At 59.8% G+C, this 20,097-nt stretch carries 17 protein-coding genes; 14 read left to right on the top strand and 3 right to left on the bottom strand.

From position 1 onward, the window contains the following. Nucleotides 1–131 precede the first annotated feature (131 nt). The 3 genes from GSQ88_RS22205 to GSQ88_RS22190 form a co-directional block, all read right to left on the bottom strand. Complete coding sequence (locus GSQ88_RS22205; protein ID WP_159009877.1) at nt 132–1,451, bottom strand: UDP-glucose dehydrogenase family protein; 1,320 nt, start codon at nt 1,449–1,451, stop codon at nt 132–134. Between the two features lie 79 nt (nt 1,452–1,530). Then, on the bottom strand, nt 1,531–2,325 hold the full coding sequence (locus GSQ88_RS22200; protein ID WP_159009876.1) for an FkbM family methyltransferase: 795 nt from the start codon (nt 2,323–2,325) through the stop codon (nt 1,531–1,533). Nucleotides 2,326–2,660: 335 nt separating this feature from the next. Next, nucleotides 2,661–3,470 carry a sugar transferase gene (locus GSQ88_RS22190; RefSeq protein WP_159009874.1) on the bottom strand — a complete coding sequence of 270 codons (810 nt, stop codon included), beginning with the start codon at nt 3,468–3,470 and terminating at the stop codon, nt 2,661–2,663. A 496-nt stretch (nt 3,471–3,966) separates the two neighbouring features. On the opposite strand from GSQ88_RS22190, the gene GSQ88_RS22185 reads away from it, so the two are divergent. From GSQ88_RS22185 to GSQ88_RS22120, 14 genes are all read left to right on the top strand, one after another. Further along, nucleotides 3,967–4,176, top strand: a complete 210-nt coding sequence (locus tag GSQ88_RS22185) for a hypothetical protein (RefSeq protein WP_159009873.1) — start codon at nt 3,967–3,969, stop codon at nt 4,174–4,176. A 138-nt stretch (nt 4,177–4,314) separates the two neighbouring features. Next, nucleotides 4,315–5,049, top strand: coding sequence for a metallophosphoesterase family protein (locus tag GSQ88_RS22180; RefSeq protein WP_159009957.1), 735 nt, complete (start codon nt 4,315–4,317; stop codon nt 5,047–5,049). Between the two features lie 120 nt (nt 5,050–5,169). Further along, nucleotides 5,170–5,769: a polysaccharide biosynthesis/export family protein gene (locus GSQ88_RS22175; RefSeq protein ID WP_159009872.1), complete on the top strand. Its 600-nt coding sequence runs from the start codon at nt 5,170–5,172 to the stop codon at nt 5,767–5,769. Between the two features lie 58 nt (nt 5,770–5,827). After that, nucleotides 5,828–6,913 carry a glycosyltransferase gene (locus GSQ88_RS22170; RefSeq protein WP_159009871.1) on the top strand — a complete coding sequence of 362 codons (1,086 nt, stop codon included), beginning with the start codon at nt 5,828–5,830 and terminating at the stop codon, nt 6,911–6,913. 84 nt (nt 6,914–6,997) lie between these two features. Further along, nucleotides 6,998–8,050 (top strand): acyltransferase family protein, encoded by a 1,053-nt coding sequence (locus tag GSQ88_RS22165; RefSeq protein ID WP_502706758.1) that lies wholly within the window; start codon nt 6,998–7,000, stop codon nt 8,048–8,050. 3 nt (nt 8,051–8,053) lie between these two features. Next, nucleotides 8,054–9,487, top strand: coding sequence for a lipopolysaccharide biosynthesis protein (locus tag GSQ88_RS22160; RefSeq protein ID WP_159009869.1), 1,434 nt, complete (start codon nt 8,054–8,056; stop codon nt 9,485–9,487). 297 nt (nt 9,488–9,784) lie between these two features. Continuing rightward, nucleotides 9,785–10,639 (top strand): WecB/TagA/CpsF family glycosyltransferase, encoded by an 855-nt coding sequence (locus GSQ88_RS22155; protein WP_246784915.1) that lies wholly within the window; start codon nt 9,785–9,787, stop codon nt 10,637–10,639. Further along, complete coding sequence (locus GSQ88_RS22150) at nt 10,636–11,916, top strand: glycosyltransferase (RefSeq protein ID WP_159009868.1); 1,281 nt, start codon at nt 10,636–10,638, stop codon at nt 11,914–11,916. Before GSQ88_RS22155 ends, GSQ88_RS22150 begins: the two co-directional genes overlap by 4 nt. 9 nt (nt 11,917–11,925) lie before the next feature. Further along, the gene (locus GSQ88_RS22145) at nt 11,926–13,137 is read left to right on the top strand and encodes a glycosyltransferase family 4 protein (RefSeq protein WP_159009867.1); all 1,212 of its coding nucleotides are present in this window, start codon (nt 11,926–11,928) and stop codon (nt 13,135–13,137) included. Continuing rightward, nucleotides 13,134–13,541, top strand: a complete 408-nt coding sequence (locus GSQ88_RS22140; RefSeq protein ID WP_174248080.1) for a hypothetical protein — start codon at nt 13,134–13,136, stop codon at nt 13,539–13,541. Before GSQ88_RS22145 ends, GSQ88_RS22140 begins: the two co-directional genes overlap by 4 nt. 150 nt (nt 13,542–13,691) lie before the next feature. After that, entirely contained in the window at nt 13,692–14,432 is a 741-nt protein-coding gene (locus GSQ88_RS22135) for a class I SAM-dependent methyltransferase (protein ID WP_159009866.1), read from the top strand. Nucleotides 14,433–14,951: 519 nt separating this feature from the next. Beyond that, the gene (locus GSQ88_RS22130; RefSeq protein ID WP_246784914.1) at nt 14,952–16,379 is read left to right on the top strand and encodes an outer membrane beta-barrel protein; all 1,428 of its coding nucleotides are present in this window, start codon (nt 14,952–14,954) and stop codon (nt 16,377–16,379) included. Continuing rightward, the gene (locus GSQ88_RS22125) at nt 16,360–18,678 is read left to right on the top strand and encodes a GumC family protein (RefSeq protein WP_159009865.1); all 2,319 of its coding nucleotides are present in this window, start codon (nt 16,360–16,362) and stop codon (nt 18,676–18,678) included. The genes GSQ88_RS22130 and GSQ88_RS22125 overlap by 20 nt, the downstream gene beginning before the upstream one ends. Beyond that, nucleotides 18,675–20,096 (top strand): VpsF family polysaccharide biosynthesis protein, encoded by a 1,422-nt coding sequence (locus tag GSQ88_RS22120; protein ID WP_246784912.1) that lies wholly within the window; start codon nt 18,675–18,677, stop codon nt 20,094–20,096. Before GSQ88_RS22125 ends, GSQ88_RS22120 begins: the two co-directional genes overlap by 4 nt. Nucleotide 20,097: the final 1 nt, after the last annotated feature.

Raw genomic sequence — 20,097 nt, 5'->3', positions numbered from 1 at the left:
TCCTCAGTTCCTCGACGACGACCGAGACCGCTAGAGCGGGATGACTTATCTTCGAATCGTCATCCCGCTCTAGTCTATTGTTTGAGCATGATCTTTTCGGAAAACCGGTTTCCACTTTTCCGGATCATGCTCTAGTATGCCGGCGATTTTGGCCGGCCAACTCCGCAATACAGAAATCCCGCGCGCTCCACCTCCTCGGGCGAATAGATATTGCGGAGATCCACAATCACTGGACACACCATGATGGACGCCATCTCCTTGAGGTCCAGCGCCCGGAATTGCTCCCATTCGGTCACGATGACGATCGCGTGGCACCCCCGGGCGCAATCATAAGCGTTCTCGCAGAAGGCGACGTTCTCCAGCACCTTCCTTGCCTGCTCCATCCCGACCGGATCGAACACCCGCACCACGGCTCCCATATCCTGCAGCGCGGTTATCAGCGGGATCGACGGCGCATCGCGGATGTCATCGGTATCGGGCTTGAAGGTGACGCCGAGCACGGCGATGGACTTTCCTCGCAGATTTCCGCCAAATGCATTGGCCACCTTGCGCGCCATCGCGCGCTTGCGCTGATCGTTCACCGCGACAACGGTCTCGACGATCCGCATCGGTGCCTCGTTGTCCTGGCCTGTCTTGATCAGCGCCAGGGCGTCTTTCGGAAAGCACGAGCCGCCGAATCCGGGTCCCGCATGCAGAAACTTCTGGCCGATACGATTATCGAGACCGATTCCCCGCGCAACCTCCTGAACATTGGCGCCGACCTTCTCGGCCAGATCGGCGATTTCGTTGATAAAGGCGATCTTGGTCGCCAGGAACGAATTAGCGGCATATTTTGTCAGTTCGGCGGTGCGGCGATCGGTGTAAAGGATCGGCGACGTATTGAGATGAAGCGGCCGATAGACTTCCGCCATCACGCCCCTGGCGTGCGCATCGTCCGTCCCGATGACGATCCGGTCCGGATGCTTGAAGTCCCGGATCGCAGCGCCTTCACGCAGAAATTCCGGATTTGAGACCACCGCGACCCTGGCATCAGGATTCTCGTCGCGAATGATGCGCTCGACCTCGTCGCCGGTACCGACAGGAACCGTGGATTTGGTCACGATCACCGCGAACTCCGAAAGGGCCGCGGCGATTTCACGCGCGGCCGCATAGACGTAGGAAAGGTCAGCATGGCCGTCGCCGCGACGCGACGGCGTGCCTACGGCAATGAAAATAACGGTGGCGCCCTTCACCGCCGATTTTAGATCGGTCACAAATGCGAGGCGCTCCTGTCTCACATTCCTTGCAACGAGTTCGGCCAGACCGGGTTCGTAAATCGGTATTTCCCCACGATTAAGAGCCACGATCTTCTGCTCGTCGCTATCGACGCAGACGACATGATGCCCAAAATCGGAAAAACAAGCCCCCGACACCAGCCCGACATAGCCGGCGCCAATCATTGCAATACGCATCGATGATCCCGTCTGACAAATTCCGCGGCTCTGACGCCGCCCCGATTACCGCGCTTTTCAAGCCGCCGACGGCCGTGGACTAGCTCTTCAACATCGACTCTCCGTCGAGATGCGGCGGGAAGAAAAAGAAATTGTTGACATAGGATCTTCCCTCCTTGCGGCCACCGTTCGACAGCAGCGTGCTGATGTCCTGCAAATCCTCAGGACGAAACTGGTCGACCGGAGTCACTTCGTCGTTTTTCAGGAAGTAGCCTCGATAGGCCTTATCGCGAAAAAATTCGAACACGGAACGGGTCGCTCCAGCGCGGTGTCGCTCTTCCGCCTCGACCAGAAACACCGGCTGACAGCGATCGAGAAGCTCGACGGCGCCGTTCAGGACGTTCAACTCATGGCCTTCCACGTCGATCTTGACGAAGGCGACGTCCTGCTGAACGACCGCATCCAGCCGCGCGGTGGGCACATGGGCAGAGATGACGTCTCCGGCCGATGCTTCAAGCTGCGGCTCGAGCGACGCCAGTCCGAAAGCGAAACGACCATCGCTGTCCCGGGGAATGAACAATTCGGCATCGCCGACATGATCGGACAGCGCTACTTCATGAATGCTGACATTTGCCGCTGACGTCCGCCGCAGGATATTCGCCATCTGCAATGACGGCTCGAACGCATGGACCTGCCTCGACAGGCGCGCCAATTGACGGGTGTAAAGGCCACAATGCGCTCCGACATCGACGGTCACGCTGTCCTTGGGCACAATCTTGTCCAAATACGCCAGCTCCCGCTCCGCCGATTTCGGAAAATGCATGAAGTGCCATTGCAGCCAGATCGATGGAAATGTGTCCTTCAGCAGCGCCTTGGTCCGTTGCCTGGCATTCATCGTCGTCATCCTTGGTTGGCGCGTTAAAAGACTTTGTGGTTGTTATGCGGCGCCCTCGCGTGGGTCCAAAAAGCGCCACCGGATCGTCAGTTCAGACCTGAACACGGATGATATCGCCCTCGCGGGGACCCGCCCCGGACAGGACGTCGATCAAACCGAGCCAAACCTTTCCTGCTGCAGCAGCGGCTTCTGGCCGAGCAGTGAAAGCCGTTGCTTGGGGTACGCCTCACGGGACGGCGGCCACAGCCGCGAACCGACAGCAGAAAAGGGATTATGCGCGCGTGCGCCTGCTCCATTATATTGTCCCCCGACGGATTGCATCTCTAATAGCTGCTCTAGAAGCCGCTGCCGGACAGGAATTCCCTGCGAACGGTGCGCGCGATGATCCTGATATCCATCCACAACGACCATTTCTCGATGTAGTCGAGATCGTAGTCGATCCGCGAGATGGCCCGGGACGACTCGACGGTGCTGCCCCGGCATCCGCTCACCTGCGCAAGCCCGGTTATTCCCGGTCGTGCCGTATGACGTTGAAAATAATACGGCACGAGATCCTCGTAAGGCAGCTGCGCGGCGAGCATCCCGGGCACGTGCGGACGAGGTCCGACCAGCGACATATCGCCCTTGATGACATTGATAAGCTGCGGAATTTCATCGAGGCTGGTTTTTCGAAGTATCCTGCCGACCCGCGTCACTCTCGGATCGCCCTGTATCGTCTGCCTGACCCCGGCAGCATCGCCGAGATCCATGCGCATCGTGCGGAACTTGTAGATCTTGAAGAACCGGTTGCGATACCCGTAGCGGTATTGGTGGAACAGCACCGGCCCCGGCGACGTGATCTTGATGGCAATGGCGAACGCGATCAGCAGCGGCGCCAAAAACAGCAGCGCCGCCATTGCCGTCACAACGTCGAAAAGTCGCTTTCCCAGCGACGCAGAGGGCTCGGTTGCCACGGCGCGGCGCGAGCGCCGGCCCCGGTAAGCGCTGGAACTACTGCCAGCGCATTCGACCGGTCGCACCGATATGTAACGCCGCTCCTTCCAGAGCGGCGTTACGTTGTCACGATCGAAACGGCTATGATCGAGAAGTTCCCGATCAAGACGATTCCGGTCAAAACGGCTAGTCGCAGTAATCGTGGAGGCCATTGCTCTCGCTCTTCGCTGGAACCGTTGGATGCCACACACCGAAACGCTGCACATTTACGCGCGAAGGCAACAGCCCTCGCGCCACGGTGGAAACTTCGCGGACGCGAAGTTTCTCCCGCTTGAAAACGCGTAGCGAACTCACTGCACTAAAACTTTCCTATGTTCGTGCGCAAAATACGGCGGCGAAATGGGAAACGATGCTGACGCGTTGCTGACGCGATTTGTGAAATTTGTGCGATGCGCAAAATTGTCTTGTTGCAGAGCAGCTTGAGTTGCGTTGCCAATTTATTGCACTGTGTTCTTCACGGCACTGCCATGCAAAAAAGTATTGAGCTCGAACACGCTACAATTGGAATCGATTTCGGAATCGAACGGATGCATCATTCGATGCGTTAGCTCGCGAAGGCATTTTGAACCATCTTCTTCATTAGAAGCCAGAGCATGCCGCGTATTTCTTCGCACAGATGCTCGAATCAACGGCGTCGCGAGTTCTTTCATGATCGTCAGATCGCCAAGGATCGAAAAGCAGGCAGCGAAGGAACCGCGATTTGCCTCGACGGAGACATCGATGATCGCTGAACATGCAGCGGCGCATCGGCCGGAACAGCCCAAGCTTATCGACCGCAAGCTCAGGAACCGCCTCATTCTGGCGAACGCGATCGCGTGGATCGCCATCTTCGTCGCTGTTCGTCTGATTTTCTTCTAGAACACTTCAAATATATCACCTCTTGCGCTCGCGTGCCGCAATGTGATGAAGAATGCGGCGCCTCTATTTGGCTGGTCACCACGCGATGCCGATCGCAATTTGACCAGACTGGAGTTCCATGATCGAACTCGGTCAACAATGCGCGCACGTTCCGCAATCCAATCGCAGCCGAAAGCGGCCACCTTGCCGGCGGATACACGCGTCTACTGCGTCGGCGACATTCACGGTCGTGCCGACCTCCTGATGGAAACACTCGGACGCATCGACGACGACCAGCGACGCCGGCCAATTCGATACGCGATCGAGGTTTATCTCGGCGATTATATCGATCGCGGACCGGATTCCAGGGATGTCATCGATTTGCTCGCTGTGCGGCTGGTACGAAATCGTGCGATTTGCCTGCGCGGTAATCATGAGGCGCTGCTGGAAGCGTTTCTCGCAGGTTCCGTCGAACTCGAGACATGGCTACCAGTCGGCGCATTGCCGACGCTTGCATCCTATGGTGCTTCTCCGCGTTCGCGAACTGGCTCCGCTGCCGAATTGCGGCGATCGCTCGCCGACGCATTTCCGCGCACACACCGACTGTTCCTGCAATGTCTACGCAACAGCTTTTGTTGTGGAGACTTTATGTTCGTCCACGCCGGCGTTCGACCTGATGTCCCGATCGATGCACAAGATCCGCGCGATCTGCTCTGGATACGTGATGAATTCCTCGGTTCCACGAGGCACCATGGCAAATTTATTGTGCACGGACACACGCCGGTTCCGCATCCGGACTTTCACGACAATCGAATCAACATCGATACCGGAGCTTGGCGCAGCGGAACGCTGACCTGCATCGCGATCGAAGGCACGCAGATTCTGGTGTTGTAAGACTCTGTCCAACTCGGAAAACGGCCGTCACATTCTTTTGCCGTTATTGTTCGACTATCATTCGCGACTGGCGTCTGACCGATGAAGAACGAGTCAGACGTTTTCGTACGGGATGTCGTCATGATTCACGGATTGATCCGCGCCGCCGGCTTAGCGTTGTTCCTTGCGATCGCCGGGACGTCTGCGGGGTTGCCGACGGCGGCGTTAGCGCAATCCCACGCCTCGACGCAGTCGCAACAGTCCGCGCCGGTATCATCTACCGAGGAGTATGTGCTTGGGCCGAATGACAGGGTTCGCCTGAAGGTCTATGGCGAAACCGATATCACCGGCGAATATGAAGTCGACAATAACGGTTTTGTCTCTATTCCCCTCGCCGGGCACATCAGGGCCGGCGGATTGACGACGCGACAGCTCGAGCGAGCGATATCGTCAGCCTTGTCCAAGGGAATTGTGCGCGATCCGCGCGTGAACGTTGAGGTCGCCTCGTATCGCAACTTTTATATTCTTGGCGAGGTCAAGAAGGGCGGCGAGTATCCCTATCGCCTCGGCCTGACCGTGATGGACGCGGTCGCAACCGCCGGCGGTTTCACCTATCGCGCCAATGAGAACAAAGCATATCTCCGGCGATCGGGCAGCAGCACTGAAGAGGCCTACTCGCTCGATGCGTCGGTTCCGATCTATCCCGGCGATAACATTCGCATTCCTGAACGCTACTTCTAGAGCATCGTTACCTCTGAAGTGTCGTTCCAGTGGTTTACCTCGAGACCAGGGCGGTCGCATGGCCATCTATGTCGATCACACCCATCTCGGACGCCACGTCACCGGCCTCGAGCGTATCACGCTTGAACTGTTTTCGCCCGCGGCGCTCGCACCGCTGGACATTATACCTGTCACCGCGCGGGGCACGCGCCAGATGGTAACGGCGCAAACCCTTGGGCTGCCGATGCGCCTGGCCGCGACGTCCTCGATCCTCCTGTGCCCCGGCTTTCCGCCGAGTCCGCTGCTGCGGCCGTTCGCGTCACGCGTCCTGCCCTATATCCATGACGATTTCCTGCTGTCGCGTCGAGCCGAATTGAACCCGCGGGCCCGGCTCTACATGGCCGCCCCCTTCAAGCTCGCGCTGCGCCATTACCCTCGCTTTCTCGCAAATTCCAACGACACCAAGCGCAAGCTGAGAGCGCATTGCCGGCCCGAAGCCGAGATCACGCTGTATCGGCCGCCGGTTCGCAATGTATTCGATCTTCATCCGAACGGTCGCGCTGAACGTAGCGCCCGGCCGTCGCCGTTGCGCGTGGTAGCCCTCGGGACCGTGGAACCGCGCAAGAATTTTGTCGCCGCGGCCAGCATAGTCAGCGCCTTGCGCGCACGAGGCTTCGCCGATGCGACGCTGGACATCGTGGGGCGGCACGGTTGGGGCAATGACTGGGAAGCCCTTGAGGCGATCCCCGGGGTGACGCTTCACGGATACCAGCCGGATGGGCGGGTCAGACAGATCCTCGATGATGCCGATGTCTTCATCTGTACGTCCCACGACGAGGGCCTGGGCTTGCCGCTGCTCGAAGTTCAATATGCCGGACTTCCCGTCGTAGCCCCGGATGCCCCCATTTTCCATGAAGTGCTCGGGGCCTCCGGCATCTTCATCGACCCATCCAAACCGGCGAATGCCGCCGACAAACTGACCGACCTGTTATCCCGTAGCGACTGGCGTTCGCGCTATATCGCGCTCGCGGACGACAACCTTCCGCGCTGGAACTCGTCGGCCGCCTCCGACCACGACGCCGTGATCGGACTGATCGCCCGGCTTGCCGGACGACCGGCATCGGCACGGACGGCACTTCATGACGACACGATCGAGACGCACTGAGGCGACGGGGACTTCTCGGGAGACCCCCGACCGCATTTGCGTCGGATCGCCGGCGCGCCAAGACATCGAGGTTCGGGACGCCCATTGCGAGACAGCGGAGACATTGCGAGCCATCCGAACCAACTGAGGGCACAGCCGGGAGCACCGGACCGCGATCGCGGCATCGATACCATGCGCGGCATCGCCATTTTGATGGTGATCGGGATTCACTCGCTGCAGCAACCGCTTGGCGCGACGTGGCAAACGGTGACCGACGCCGCGCTACGGCCATGCGTGCCGATTTTCCTGTTCGCATCGGGATATCTCACCGGGCTCTCCGGACGCGTTCCGCTGGGTAGGCGGCTGAAAGCGGCGCTGATTCCCTACGCCATCGCCTTTGTCGCGGCTTGCATCTACATGGCATTGCATAATGCGGCGATGGACCTTCGCCTCACCACGACGATCGCGAGGTTCCTGCTCGCTTACGTGTTTGTCTATTATTACGTCTTCGTCTATGTCGGCTGCACGGTTTGCCTGTGGCTGATCTTCCGCATGTCCGGCACTGGCTCGCCGCAATCAGAACAAAAATGTGGCATCCTTCTGATACTCTTGATTGTGTTCGGTTTGATCGTCGGAAGCTATCTTGATCCGCTGCTGTCACGCCGGGGCTTGTCGGAATCCTTGATTGAGGAAATCCGCATGCGCGACATCCCGTTTTGGCTCACTTTCGCGGGATTGGGTGTATTAGCCGCCTCATCCGGCATGGTTTCCGCCTTGCGTGAAATGCGACTGGCGATGGTGATGGGAACCTTGGTGGCCTACATCATCTATGCCGCGGTTCGTCTGTTCGGTCTTGGTGATGCCGCGGACTACGACTCAATCGCTTTTTTCGGCTACGCCGCGATGTTCTGCGCGGCGTTGTTTGCCCTCGACATTCAGCTGCCTTTTCTCGCCGCGCTGGGTTCGGGAAGTTATTTTATCTATCTCTGGCACATCTTTGTCGTCATGATTTTGCGTGACCACATGGCTTTGCGCCAGTTTGGACCCCTTGTGGACACGGCGATTACCTACGCGGTGACTTCAGCCATCGTCATTCTCGCCTTGCTGTCTGTCCGGCGGTTCTCCCCGCCGCGCTTTGCCCGATGGCTGGGAGCCTGACGCATGCTCCTGCGCCATACTGTGCTCTATTTGCCCGCGCAGATCGTGGGTCCGATGTTCCAGCTGATCGCGATGATCGTGTGGACCCACGTCGTCGACGAACACACGCTAGGCGTCATCACCCTGGTCACCGCCGCGCATGAGTTGCTGCAAATCGCCTTTCTCGCCTGGTGGTCACAATATGCTCTGCGATTCTTCGGGCGGTATCAGGCGGGAGACGACGCGCAACGCTTCTATCGCACCGAGAACAGCGTTCTTCTGCTTTCGCTGATCGTCCAGACCATCGCCGTTATCGCGATCTTGCTGCTGGTGATAGCGCCCGATGCAAAAAGTGGACTGCTCACAGCGACCATCGCCTACGTCATCACGCGTTCACTCAATCTGTATATCGGCGAGCGCGCCCGCGTCAGCCACCATATCTGGATTTATACGATCCAGCAGATCGTCGGACCGTCAGTAGGGTTTTTCGTCGGCCTGCTCTTGATCAAGCTGTTCGGCCAGTCGGCCGAATTTCCACTCGCTGGCTATGCCGCCGCCCAACTTGTCGCGATCGTCATTGTCCTGCCAAAACTCGACTATGGCCGCAGGCTCTGGCCGATCGATCGCGAGATCATCGATCATGCGCTGCTCTACGGCATTCCGATCGTCATCGGAGGCGCACTCAGCTGGATCGGTCTTAATGCCTCGCGTTTCATCATCAACGATATGCTCGGCGTCGCCGCCGCGGGCCTGTTCGCGGTCGGCTATGGCCTAGGCCAGCGCGCCGCCGCGGTCGCGGCGATGCTGGTGACGGCCGCGGCCTTCCCTCTCGCGGTCAAGAGCATGGAACAAGCCGGTAGCAAAGCCGCGATGCGCCAGCTTTCAGACAACAGCGCTCTCCTGATCGCCATCCTCGCGCCAAGCGTCGTTGGTATCTTCATGCTTCGCACAGAGATCGTGCATCTGCTGATCGCGGCGGCATTTCAGCCGGTGACGCTCGCTATTCTTCCGCTCTCTATTCTGGCCGGTTCCATACGGAACCTGCGCGCTCATTTCGGCGACCAGGTCTTTCTACTGCACAGTCGTACGCGACTCATGGTTGTCGTCGCCGCGATTGATGCAACCTTCACTGTCGCTCTCAGCGCCGTCTGCATCCGGTATTGGGGCCTTGTCGGCGCCGCGGGCGCCACTGTCGTGGCCGCGCTGGCGGCAACGTTGGTCAGTTTCGCCATCGGCTTCTCGCAGTTCAACCTCACTCTGCCGATCCGGCATCTCGCCCGAATCGGGCTAGCGACCATCACAATGACAGCGCTGCTCAGCCAGATGCCGGAAGCATCAACGTCGATTATTCTGGCTGCACACATCGCGGCTGGCGCCGCGGCGTACATCACCGCACTTGCCGTTCAGTACGCGCCGCTGCTGAGAACAATGTTGCGTCCGCAGCAGCCGCAATCTTGAGCGCGCGCGAGACGATCACGCTTTCGTCGCATTCTCCTTATCGGTCCGCATAGAATTGCAGCAAGCGTTCACCGGCGCGCGCGACACATTTTTTTCATAAGCGGAAAATAATGCGCGGCACGCGAGACATACGCGCGCATCGCTCGACATAGATTCATGCATACAGATTTTCGTTTTGCGAACACGCGCATCAACGTTATGTCGCGAAGCGTCCTTTCTTGAGTCGCAATGGTGCGATCTCCTCTCGACGTTCGTCGGGGAAAATAATTCGATACATCGACGCTCATCATCGACACGATGGGCACGCTGTTGGAATTTTGTGCATGCGTACCTCGATCGCCCTGCCACCTGGAGATCGGAATGTTGAACGTGCACACGAAACAACCAAATCTCACTGTCAACGGAGTCACTATCAACGTTCCTTCGATCACGAATGCGGTCGCTTCAATCGTATCGGCGGCACAACGCGGCGAAAACTTCAGTGTTTGCACGCTCAATCTCGACCATGTTGTGAAACTGCAACAGCGCCCCGATTTCAGGGCGGCGTATCATCGTGCCAAATTTGTCACCGCCGATGGCTTTCCGATCGTGATACTGAGCCGGCTGCTGGGAACACGGATCGAGCGCACGACCGGCGCCGATCTCGTCGAACCGCTCTGCCGAGAGGCCGGCAAAAACCGCCTGCCGATATTCCTGCTCGGTTCGGACGATCATACGCTTGCCACGACGGCACGACGCCTGGCCAAACGCTTCAAGGGGCTGAAGGTCGCCGGTTACTATGCGCCCGGCTCCAATTTCGATCCTTATTCCAAGGACGCGGACATCGCGATCGGCAACATCCGCGCTTCCGGCGCAAGATTGTGCTTCATCGCCCTCGGCGCTCCGCGTCAGGAACTTTTCGCAGCGCGCTGCCTTGATGAACTCGATGGAACCGGAATGCTCTGCATCGGAGCGGCGCTGGATTTCATTGCGGGAACTCAAGCGCGCGCGCCGTCGGTAGCGCAAAAATACGGCCTCGAATGGGCGTGGCGAATGTTGCGTGAGCCGCGGCGGCTCGGTCCGCGCTACGCGCGCTGTGCGGCGGTGGTTCCCGGATTGGTGGCGCGCACGATTCCACAGATTTTCAACGCACGGATGAGGAAAGCAGCATGACTTCCACAGTGACACTGGCGCAGCGGGCGCGGAATGCCAATCTAGCCCGCCCCCGGTATCAGATTTGCCTGATTCACCCGTTTGATCCGCGCGGCGAAAAGGTTGGCGGGCTGGAGACCTACATTCGTGACTTCATCACCTTCCATCCGACAGACACCGATCTTCTCTTCATCGGGGTGGATGCCACGGGCGATCTGCGCCTCGGAGAAATCCACAAATTGACCTTCCGGGGACGCAGCTTCGACTTCCTTCCCATTCTGCACTACTCCGACCAACAGGCGCGTGAGGCGGCGCGCAGCATCCGCACCTCCCTGACCGGACAGTTCTTTTTGGCGCTGCTGCGCCATTTTGGCCCGATCGCAAAGTTGATCCGCTCCCGAAAATGTTCGGTCGATCTGCGTCGCGTGGAATTTTCGTGGTTGCCCGCGGTGTTGCGACAACCGTTTATCCAGATGCTGCACGGCGAGGGAGCATCACCTAATCTGCAGATGGACTCACTGCTGCGAAAATATTCATTTGTCCATAATACGGGCGAACGTTTTGCTGTCGCGATGAGCGAAAAGTTCCTTTGCGTCAATCCGTTCATCACGGAGCGGTTGCAACGGACCTATCCGCGCCGCAAGGACAAGATCGACACGCTCTGGACCTGGGTCAACACCGACATTTTCAAGCCACAGCCGTTGCCCAGCAGCACGTCGCCGTTCCAGGTGGTGTTTGCCGGCAGACTGGATGAATTCAAGGACCCGCCGCTGATGTTCCGCGCGATCGATCGTCTGCGGCGAAAGCTGGGCGGCGGTGTCATGTTCCACTACATTGGAACGAGCGATCCGCACCGCTTCGCTGAATTCGCTGCTATCGAGGACATCACCGTTCGCCACGGCTTCAAGGATGCCGCGGGAATGGCAGCGACGCTGGCCGGCGCGCACGCCGGCATTCTTACTTCGGGGTTCGAGGGCATGCCGCGCTTCGTCCTTGAGACCCTGGCGGTCGGCCGGCCCGTTGTCGCGATCCATCTACCTCAGCTCGAGCCGGTCATTCACGACGGCATCAGTGGTTATCTCGTGGCGCGAGCCGGCACGGTCGATGAGATGGCTGAAGCTCTCGCGCAACGGTTCCTTGATGTCCGCGATGCGATTGACGCGGACAGGATGGATCCGGTGGCAATTGCCGCCGCAATCAAGCCATTCACGCCGGGAACACAGCTCGCACGCGTCTTCCGGTATCATCAGCAAATTCAGGATGCGCGCGGCTTGGCCATGGCGCCATTGGCGCATTGAGGTGACAGCGTGAACATCCTGTTGCTCACCAGTGAATTCTCGCCTGCCAAGGGCGGAATTGGCACCTATGCGCGCGAGATCGCGTGCGCGGCCACCGGACTCGGCGCCAGCGTGACGGTGGTCGCTCCAGATTACGCACAGGATACCGCGACCGAGGACCACGCCTTGCCGTTCGAGATCAGCCGGTTTCGCGGCGGTTTACATTCGATGCGGGATCTTCCGGCCAAAATCCTGCTTGCACGCAGCAAGGCCCGGAAGGAAGCGTTCGACGTCATTCATGCCGCCGATTGGCCGTTCTTTATCCCGGTCGCGCTGTCACGGCGACGGACGCAAGCGCGCCTCCTGATGACGGTCCACGGCACCGAAATCAACGAAACGCAGACATTGCTCAAGCGCCTGGCGATCCACGGCACCGGCGTATTCGGAGCTCGGACCGAGGTCGCCGCCAACAGCCATTATACCCAGGGACTGTTCCGCGAACGCTTTTCCATCGACCCAGGTCGTATCAACGCCATACCGCTGGGCGTTTCGGACTTCTGGTTCCGCCAAAATAGTGGCCGCGCCGCCACGCGTGAAGTCTATGGGCTCGCGCCCGACCGAATGGTCATGGTGACTGTTGCACGGATCACACGACGCAAAGGACACCAACTTACGCTCGCCGCGCTGGCGCGCGTTCCGGACGATCTGCGAAGGCAGATCACATGGCTCGTGATCGGCCCGCATGGCGAGGCCGACTATGTGGAAGACTTCCGTCGCCAGATCGAAGCCTCGGATTGCGACATCCGCCTGCTCGGCGCGCTGTCGAACGAACAAATTCGCGACATCTACGGCGCCGCGGATTTCTTTTGCCTCACCGGCGTGCCCGACTCGTCGGGCCGGGTCGAAGGTTTCGGATTGGTCTATCTGGAAGCCGCGGCTGGCGGCCTTCCCTGCGTCGCGACCGCGGTCGGCGGCGTACCGGACGCGGTCACGGCAGACGACACCGGACTTCTGGTTCCACCGTCCGTCGAGGCCGTCACCGAGGCCATCGCCGAATTGGCATCGGATCACGATACGCGCGCGATCCTCGCAGCCGGCGCGTCGGCGCATGCACGTTCTTTATCGTGGGAGCGTTGCGCGGCGAAGACCTACGGGCTGACCCGGCCGGGCAACCCGATACGCGCCCCGATAGCCGGCGTTGCTCTTGATCGGGCGGCACAGCGCGGCGCGGCCACCGCATGAGCCGGCTGCTCGCCATCGCCGTCCTGCTGGCGCTCGCCAGCGCGCCCGCACGCGCTGAAAATTGCAGCAAAAGCCGCGAATATTTGCTTGGTGGTCTGGGCGGCGATCTGGCACTTCCGCCGCAAGCTTACGAGAATTTGTTCAAGGTCTGCATCGCGACATCAGCAATGGCCAATGTCAAGGATGCATATATTTTGAACGACGGCGGCATTGCCGTGGTTCCCAAGCAGGACAACGTCGCGGCTACCGCAGCGACGCTGTCGCAATTCTGTGACAGCAATCCCAAGGCCACGCTGCGCTTTCTTACTCGTAAGGATACGCTATTTGCAAATACCTTGGGCAGCATTGTGCAGATGTCGTCGACATCATCGACGTCCTGTCAAAAAATAAAAGGCACCTTTTGAAGTCGACCCGGACCGATATCAGATCGTCAAATTGCAGCCTTCTTGCTGCTACAAAAGCGATAGAGCTTTCCGGCGCTGTCCTCGTTTCGACAGTACTCGTTCATACCGCGCAGTAAGAATTCCAGCACCGCCTTTGAAGGGAGTTTCGGCATGCCATTTGCAATCGCAGGACGCCGGCAATATTCAGTTTCAGATATCCCCAACTACCTCAAAGCACGTAGCCTCGGCGCAAAAGCCGACGCCTCGATCGATCAACTGAAATTCCAGGCAGTCATCGACCGGCATAAATCGGAAGGTTACGACAGCTACAAATATTTCGACAAGCGCATGTGGCTCCGGTCGAAGATGATGCGCGCCATCGAGTTGGGCCTCGACAAGTCGGAGACTGGCTCGGTTCTGGACCTGGGATGCGGCGCGGGCTACTTTCTCTATTGCTGTAAATTCCTTGGTCACCAGGTCCATGGGATCGATCAGCCCGGCTACGATTTCTATACCGATATGTTTGAGTGCCTTGGCCTGTCGCGAACCAGCGAGCGCATAGAAGCCTATACGCCGCTGTCGCCGCTCCAGACCCGATTTGACGTCGTTACCGCGCATCAGATCTGTTTCAACGGGCACCGGACGAACCGCCTATGGGGTGTGAATGAGTGGCAGTTCCTTCTCGACGATCTCAAGGCCAACGTGCTGACCGACGGCGGCATTATTGCGCTCGAATTCAACGAGGAGCCATCGATCGGCTTCTATACGACGGAATTGCGAAGCTTCTTCGAATCGAAGTCGGCCCGCATTTTTCGCGGCCGCGTGATCATCTCAAGCGACAAGCTCCGCTTGCCGGCCTATCGAAACAACCTCGCGACCAGCTTTCGGTCAGAAGCCGTCGGCAGCATGTGATTGTTGAGAACCGTGACATATCGGCGACGTCTGCGGTTGCACAACAACCGCGCAACGCTGGCCTGAGTCTAGCCTGACACTTGCTCGCAATTCGAGCAGCGACACCGCAAACATCCGGCCCTTGCAACCAGGCATAGAGACGTTTGCCCTGAAGGCGAAGACTCCAATGCTAATGGTTGCATCCGAGGTCGGCATCGCAAACTTTCCGCACGACGCGGCGCCTTATCGAATTCGCAAACACTCCGATCTCTCATCGTGTGTTCTAAGCCCGCTGCCATAGTGTCGTCGCTTTGCACGGGCTAATTTTGCAGTGCAGAAACTTTTTCCCTGGATCTGCGTTGCAAACAGGGAACCAGCGTTCTGATCTGACGACATCACAAGCTCCTCTAAGGTGTTGATGGTGGTCGTGGCGCGGCTGCCGATTTTGTCAACAGGCGAAGACGGTTTTGCAGGCGACGATCGAACTCTCGTATCGATCGATCGACGCCGGCAAGCTTGGCTTCCTGCAAGAGGCGAATGATGAAACTCAGGCTGGCATTCGCACGGTTCGACACGATTGCCGAGCGCTGCGGTATTGTCGGCGCGACAGAAACGATCGGGCGGCACGGACTTAAGATCGCTTCAGGGCCGGCAACGATGATCGTGCTCGGCCTGGCATCGCCCGCCAGCGCACAGGCAATTCCGCCGATCAGCGATCCGGTCGCGCCACCTTGGAACGCATCGCGGGTTTTCGAGCCGACGTCGTTGCCGAATTTGACTGATCCGGACAGCCGCGAGGAGGTAGCTCCGGAGGACATGCCGGTGAAAGCCCGGCAGCAGCCCGGATACGAGCCCGTCGGAATTCGCGCGGACTCCTGGATGTTCACGCCGGCGTTGATTGCCGGCGGCTTCTACGACAGCAACGTATTTTCTTCAAACACGATAAAGAAGTCGGACCTCGCGGCCGTGGTCGAGCCGACGCTGGATGCGCACACGCTTTGGGAGCGGCACGGCATAGATCTCAAGCTGGACGTGCAACAGACGACCTATGATCAGAATTCGAGCCTCAATCAGACCAATGCGAGCTTGAAGGGCAACGCGTGGTTCGATATCGCGCACGACGTGGCTGTTCTGACCAGTTTTCAGGTGGCTCATTTGAACGAGGGCGTCGGAACGCTCAGTTCACCGTCCAACGCCGTGCAGCCGACACCCTACGATCTGTTCTCCGGCGATATCACGCTTCGCAAGGAGTTCAATCGATTAACCGCCTCGATTGGAACTGGCGTCGATTCCTACCAGTTCGGAAATACCCGGGCCCAAGACGGCACCATCATCAGCCAGGATGGCCGCGACGGCCAGATCTATACCGTTCACAGCCGGATCGACTACGCCTTCTCATCGACGCTGGGCTGGTTCAGCGCGGCCGAGGGCAATCAGCGCGACCTGCGCGGAACCCCAGGCGAGTCACTGGACTCGCAGGGCTATCGGGTGCTGACCGGCCTCACCTTCGGATTGACCAACCTGATCAAGGGCGAATTCGGCTTCGGGTATGTGGAGCAGCGGTTCGTCGATCCGACCATCGGCACCATCGCGGGTCCGTCCTATCGCGCCTCGCTGACCTGGAGCCCGACCCGCTTGCTCGACATCCACTACAAGGCCGAGCAACTCGTGACGGAAACCGCCGACACCGGCTCCACCGGGGTGCTCGCCAACGCCCAACAGCTCGGCTTCGATTACGAACTGCTCCGTAACGTCGTGATCTCGGTTGCCGGCGGCTACGAGACCGACCGCTTCTACGGCCAGCTGCGCAAGGATGACGTCATCAGCACCGATGCTCGCGTCAAATACATGTTCAACCGCTTCGCCGCTGTCTCGCTCTATCATCAGTACATCCTCCGCAGCAGCAACATCTCAACCTTCAGCTACGACAAAAACGTGGTAGGCATCAATGTTACAGCGCAGTTCTGAGCAGCTCTATCACGTGCCGGAGGAACCGATCGGAACGGCCGCCGAAGGCTGGAAATATCCGAGCGTCGACCTCCGCGAACTGGCGCGGATCCTGCGCCGCCGCTGGAAGGTGGTCGCGCTGCCGCCGCTGGTGCTGCTCGGGCTCGCGCTGATCTATGTCATCGCCGCCACCACTTTATATACCGCGACCGCGACGGTTTTCGTCGATCCCCACCGGGCCAGCGTCGCCGAGACAAACCAGTCGGCAATGCCGACCGTGACGACCGACGATGCGACCGTCGAGAGCCAGGTGCTGCTGATCCAGTCGGTCTCGATCCTGCAACGCGTCGTCGATAAACTGGAGCTCACCAAAGATCCGGAGTTCACCCCGACGCCCGGTCTTCTCGACCCCGTGAAGCGGCTGTTCGCGAGCAGCACGCGGGTTGCTGGCGCGAGCCCCGAGGATGCGGCGCGGGCACGCTCGGTCGACATTCTCCAACGCCGCATGAAGGTGGTTCGGCAAGGCACCACCTTCCTGATCGATATCAACGTCAACGCGGAATCACCATCGAAGGCCGCGACGATCGCCAATGCCGTTGCCGACGGCTATTTCGACGAGCAGGTGCGCGCCAAGAACGACGCAACGCGGGTTGCGGCCGGCTGGTTCAACGGTCAGATCGATGCATTGAAGTCGCGCGTTGTCGCATCCGAGCAGGCGGTCGAGGATTTTCGGGCCGCCAACAACCTCGCGGTATCACAGGGTGTGACCGTCAACGATCAGCAGATCACCGATCTCAATAATCAATTGGTCACGGCCCGCGTGCAGACCGCGGAGGCGCGCGCGAAATTCGAGCAAGTTCAGGAGCTCGGCAAGGCCGGCGGCGATCCGGGCGGCATCAACGCCGCGGTCTCGTCGGACACGGTCTCCAAGCTGCGGGCCCAATATGCCGACATCGCCAAGAGCGAAGCCGACCTTTCGAGCCGATACGGGCCGCGCCATCCGCTGGTCGCCAACGTGCACGCCCAATTGCGCGATACCCAGCGCCTGATCAACGAGGAACTCCAGCGCATCGTGCAGAGTACACGGCACGATTACGCCGTCGCCGCCTCGCGCGAAGCCTCGCTACAGGACAGCCTGGACAAGCTCAGCGGCGTATCGAGTTCCTCCGGCCCGGCCCAGGTGCGCTTGCATCAGTTGCAGCGGGAGGCCGAGGCGAACCGAACCCTCTATGAGTCCTATCTGGCCCGCGCCAAGGAAACCACGGCGCAAGAGAGCCTGGAAATGCCGGACTCGCACATCGTGACCAAGGCCAGCATGCCGCTGCAGCCATCTGCTCCCAAGAGCACGCTGATCATGGGACTGGCGCTGCTGCTCGGCCTTGGCGCTGGCGCTATTTCAGCATTTCTTGTCGACTATCTCGATAGCCGCATCAAGACGCTCGAGCAGGCGGAGCAGGTTTCGGGTATCGCGGCGCTGGCCGCCCTGCCCCGGATCAACAGCCGTGAACTGGCCGGCCGGGCCAAGCGCGGACGCAGCGAACTCGGCAGCTACGATCCCAAGGCCGCCGGTTTGCTGCCGCCATCGTTGCAGCCACCGCTGATGCGCTACGCGATCGACGAACCGGGTACGTTTTTTGCCGAAGCGATCCGGGCGATCCGTCTCTCGATTCAGCGCTCGCTGCGGGTGGAGCCGACCAAAGTTGTACTGATTACGTCGGCGCTCGAAGGCGAAGGCAAGACGACGCTCGCGGTCAATCTCGCCCAATCGCTCGCCACCTTGGGAATCAACACGCTTCTGGTTGACGGAGATCTTCGCAACCCGGGACTGACGCGTGCGCTGTGTCCGCATGCCGAGGCCGGCCTGTTGCATGTCGCCACCGGACAAGTACCGCTGGGACACGCCCGCCTGGTCGATCGCAGCACCGGGCTGTCGATACTCCCGTCACCCGAGGTCGCGGGCGACAATGTCGACGCGATTACCGAACTGATGTTCTCCGAGCAGATCGCGGATCTGCTCGATCACCTGCGCCAACACTACGAAGTCATTATTATTGATTCTCCGCCGCTGGTTCCCCTGGTCGATGGGCGCGCCCTGGCCGAACTCGCCGACCGCATCGTGCTCGCGGTGGCCTGGGATCAAACCCCCCGGGAGGTCGTCTCCCACACCATCGACCTGCTCTCGCCGGTCTATGACCGGTTGCTCGGAACGGTGCTGACCCATGTCGATCTCAGCCAACTGCGATTCTATGACTATTACCGCAGTTCGGCCTATCTCAAGCCCTATGGCGCGGCCAAGCTGAGTCCGGGACCGGCGCAGTGACGATACGCAGGCCGATCAGCCAGTCTGCATCGATCGTGAAGCTATCGCCGCAGCGCGACGGCCATTCCGCGACGGCCCGATATCATCGACCCGCGCCCATTCGCCGCGCCGCCGCTGCCAGCAACGCCACCGGCGTCATCGACCTGATGATCATCGGGCTGATGCTGCTGGCCGTGGTCTCCGTATTCGTGGTTCCTCCCGCGTTGCTGACCGACTGGAAGATCCACTATCTCAGTGCGGGCGGCAATTTCTACGAAAAGCTGCACCCCGCAACCTACGCCACGTTCATGGCGTGGCTTTTGTTGCTGATGCGAAACGGCGATCCGGTAGGCGACATCAACCGGGCGTTCTCCGAAGCCAGGCTGCTGCTGCTCTATATGTTCTGCTGGTTCGCTCTGCTGGTCCAGATGTTCGTGCTGGAGCGCCCCTTCACCGTCATCGTCGATACGTTCCTGACGCCGGTCGTGCTTTGCCTGGTGATCTGGCGTCTTCCCACCGCGCAGCGCAGGCCGCTGATCTGGGCGATCCATTGCACGGTTCTGCTCAATATCGTGCTTGGCTATTATGAATATTTTTCCGGCCATCGGCTGATTCCGTTGACGCTCGGCGGTGACGGCGTGGTGGTGCTCAGCGAATGGCGTTCCTCCGCCCTGCTCGGCCACCCCCTTGATGCGTCGGGCGTTGTCGCAGCCTATGTTCTCGCGCTTATTGTCCGACCCGCGCTTTGCCCGCCGATCGTTGTGCGATTGCCATTGATCGTCTTTAGCCTGGCATCGCTGATGGCATTCGGCGGACGCACATCGCTGATGACCGTGCTCGCGATCATCGGCTGCCTCGCGATGCTCGAGATTTTGCGGCTGATCCGCGGCAAGCGGATCTCGCTCCCGGCGGCGGTTGCCGGCATCAGCCTGTTGTTCGTCGCCGGCGCGGCGGTCTTCGCGGCGCTCGACTCCGGCATCTTCGACAAGATGCTGCTGCGCTTTTCGTCAGACAAGGGCAGTACGCTGGCGCGTTATGCCACTTTCGACCTGCTGTCGCATTTCGACTGGCACGAACTGGTGCTGGGTCCCAGTCCCGCGCGGGTCACCGCACTGCAGGGCCAGCTTGGCCTCAACTACGGCATCGAGAATTTCTGGATTTCCTGCATCGTTCAGTTCGGCATCGTTCACACCGCCCTGCTCACGATCGGGCTGATCGGCTTTATGACCGAGATCCTGCGCCGCGCGAGTGGCGGGGCATGGACGATCATGCTGCTGATTCTCGCGGTTGCCGCGAGTTCGGTGAGCTTCTCCTCGAAGAATATCCAGCTCGCGCAATTCGTCATTCTGGTTACGCTTTTGCTGCCCCGCGAACCCCGCCGCGTCAGCGCTCCCGTAGCCCACGGTTCTCAGGGCCTCTATCGACCAAGCCACGCCTGAC

Origin of the sequence: Bradyrhizobium sp. S69, assembly GCF_009766005.1 — a bacterium.
Classification (GTDB): domain Bacteria; phylum Pseudomonadota; class Alphaproteobacteria; order Rhizobiales; family Xanthobacteraceae; genus Bradyrhizobium.
Note: the sequence above shows the minus strand (reverse complement) of the source record. Positions and strands in the feature narration are given on the sequence as shown.

Excerpts from the sequence above, each read along its gene's own strand:
- GSQ88_RS22205 (WP_159009877.1), bottom strand. The coding sequence starts at position 1,451 with ATGCGTATTGCAATGATTGGCGCCGGCTATGTCGGGCTGGTGTCGGGG.
- GSQ88_RS22200 (WP_159009876.1), bottom strand. The coding sequence starts at position 2,325 with ATGAATGCCAGGCAACGGACCAAGGCGCTGCTGAAGGACACATTTCCA.
- GSQ88_RS22190 (WP_159009874.1), bottom strand. The coding sequence starts at position 3,470 with ATGGCCTCCACGATTACTGCGACTAGCCGTTTTGACCGGAATCGTCTT.
- GSQ88_RS22185 (WP_159009873.1), top strand. The coding sequence starts at position 3,967 with ATGATCGTCAGATCGCCAAGGATCGAAAAGCAGGCAGCGAAGGAACCG.
- GSQ88_RS22180 (WP_159009957.1), top strand. The coding sequence starts at position 4,315 with ATGCGCGCACGTTCCGCAATCCAATCGCAGCCGAAAGCGGCCACCTTG.
- GSQ88_RS22175 (WP_159009872.1), top strand. The coding sequence starts at position 5,170 with ATGATTCACGGATTGATCCGCGCCGCCGGCTTAGCGTTGTTCCTTGCG.
- GSQ88_RS22170 (WP_159009871.1), top strand. The coding sequence starts at position 5,828 with ATGGCCATCTATGTCGATCACACCCATCTCGGACGCCACGTCACCGGC.
- GSQ88_RS22160 (WP_159009869.1), top strand. The coding sequence starts at position 8,054 with ATGCTCCTGCGCCATACTGTGCTCTATTTGCCCGCGCAGATCGTGGGT.
- GSQ88_RS22155 (WP_246784915.1), top strand. The coding sequence starts at position 9,785 with ATGGGCACGCTGTTGGAATTTTGTGCATGCGTACCTCGATCGCCCTGC.
- GSQ88_RS22150 (WP_159009868.1), top strand. The coding sequence starts at position 10,636 with ATGACTTCCACAGTGACACTGGCGCAGCGGGCGCGGAATGCCAATCTA.
- GSQ88_RS22140 (WP_174248080.1), top strand. The coding sequence starts at position 13,134 with ATGAGCCGGCTGCTCGCCATCGCCGTCCTGCTGGCGCTCGCCAGCGCG.
- GSQ88_RS22135 (WP_159009866.1), top strand. The coding sequence starts at position 13,692 with ATGCCATTTGCAATCGCAGGACGCCGGCAATATTCAGTTTCAGATATC.
- GSQ88_RS22130 (WP_246784914.1), top strand. The coding sequence starts at position 14,952 with ATGAAACTCAGGCTGGCATTCGCACGGTTCGACACGATTGCCGAGCGC.
- GSQ88_RS22125 (WP_159009865.1), top strand. The coding sequence starts at position 16,360 with ATGTTACAGCGCAGTTCTGAGCAGCTCTATCACGTGCCGGAGGAACCG.